General features: G+C 33.9%; 2 protein-coding genes. Both read right to left on the bottom strand.

What is annotated here, in order from left to right:
- Positions 1-287: 287 nt before the first annotated feature.
- Positions 288-791, bottom strand: a complete 504-nt coding sequence (locus ACY65O_RS02580) for a hypothetical protein (RefSeq protein WP_462219289.1) — start codon at positions 789-791, stop codon at positions 288-290.
- Positions 792-801: 10 nt separating this feature from the next.
- Complete coding sequence (locus ACY65O_RS02575) at positions 802-1,521, bottom strand: pyridoxine 5'-phosphate synthase (protein WP_462219288.1); 720 nt, start codon at positions 1,519-1,521, stop codon at positions 802-804.
- Between the last annotated feature and the right edge of the window lie 99 nt (positions 1,522-1,620).

The raw sequence follows: 1,620 nt of genomic DNA, 5'->3' as shown, positions 1-1,620 counted from the left end.
TGTAAAAATTCAGACAGAATAGGGTATTGCTTTTGAAATGCTGTGGTTAAATCTTCCTCGGGCACAAGATCAATATATTTTTGAAAATAAGCAGAATGGCTTGTTGCTGATGGTTTTGGCATAATAAAAATATTTAAACGTAAATTTTTTAAGCTATAAAAATAAGAATTATTGGTTGTAATTGGTAATCGCAGTATATTTTTTTGGGTACGGGCATTTGTTCATTGTGGTACATTGTTGTGTCACTCACTTGTACGGCATACCATTGGGGAACTTTTTATTGAAAACTAAAGATTAAAAAGTTCTGAATCAACTTGAAGCGACTCAGCCTTTTCTGTAATCTTTTTTGAAACATATGGAATAACGAAAATTAAGAGCAATAAAGCCAGATTAATTGATATTGAATTATTGGCATTAGTTCTAAAGTAACCATTTAAAACAGCTAAGTAAAAATAACTGCAATTAAAAGTAATATCGGATAATTCTTTCAGGTTAAAATGAATAGCAACTTCAGGGAAATAAAAATTCTTAAACCCATAACCAAATAACTCAATGTTCAGCGACTGAATCAATAGCATGATACTAAATCCATTTTCATAAACAGTTCTGTTGGGATATTTTAAATACAAATAACTTAGCAATGTATAGATAAGAAAAACTAATGTTGCAATTGTGGTAGGAATTAAAAATGAGAATATGTGATCTGTTGATTGTGTTAGTAAATAAAATAAATATGTTATAATTGCACCTATAAAAAAATATAGTCCAATTATTTTTTGAATAATTTTCATTTTTAAAAATTTATTTCAAACACCTCTTATACAACTGCACCGCATTCTCCAATCCCAAATAAATAGCATCGCATATTAACGCATGGCCAATTGAAACTTCTAAAAGCCCGGGGATATTTTCGGCAAAATATTTTAAGTTGTTCAGATCTAAATCGTGTCCGGCATTAATGCCCAGGCCCAACTCGTTTGCTTTCAAAGCAGCGGTTATGTAAGGTTGTATTCCCAATTCCTTATTCCCCATCGCAAATTCCCTTGCATACGATTCGGTGTATAATTCAATGCGGTCGGTGCCGGTGGCTTTTGCGCCTTCTACCATTTCAATAACAGGATCAACAAAAATAGAAACACGGATGCCTGCATTTTTAAAAACAGCAATGATGCCGGTTAAATAGTCTTTATGCTCAATCGTATTCCAGCCATGGTTACTGGTGAGTTGATTTTTACTGTCGGGCACTAATGTAACCTGTGTGGGTTTGTTGGCTAAAACCAGATCTACAAAACTTTGTTCGGTGCAATTGCCTTCAATATTAAATTCAGTAGTAATTATTTTTTTCAAGTCGTGCACATCTGCATAACGGATATGTCTTTCATCCGGCCTTGGATGTACGGTAATGCCGTCGGCCCCAAAGCGCTCCATATCTTTTGCTGATTGAATCAGATCAGGATTGTTGCCACCACGGCTGTTACGCAGGGTGGCCAGCTTGTTTATATTTACGGAAAGTTTGGTCATGATTGATTTGTTCTTTGGCAAATTTAAACTAAAAGATAAATGCGAAGTTGATTAATTGTTTGTAATTAAATGTTTGAGAAGATCAGTTATTTTGCCAGA

It is taken from the genome of Ferruginibacter sp. (genome assembly GCF_031430955.1).
Taxonomy (GTDB): Bacteria; Bacteroidota; Bacteroidia; order Chitinophagales; family Chitinophagaceae; genus Ferruginibacter.
This window is presented reverse-complemented; position numbering and strand designations above follow the sequence as displayed.

What these genes read in the sequence shown, in the direction of transcription:
- ACY65O_RS02580 (WP_462219289.1), bottom strand. Translation starts at nt 791, where the DNA reads ATGAAAATTATTCAAAAAATAATTGGACTATATTTTTTTATAGGTGCA.
- ACY65O_RS02575 (WP_462219288.1), bottom strand. Translation starts at nt 1,521, where the DNA reads ATGACCAAACTTTCCGTAAATATAAACAAGCTGGCCACCCTGCGTAAC.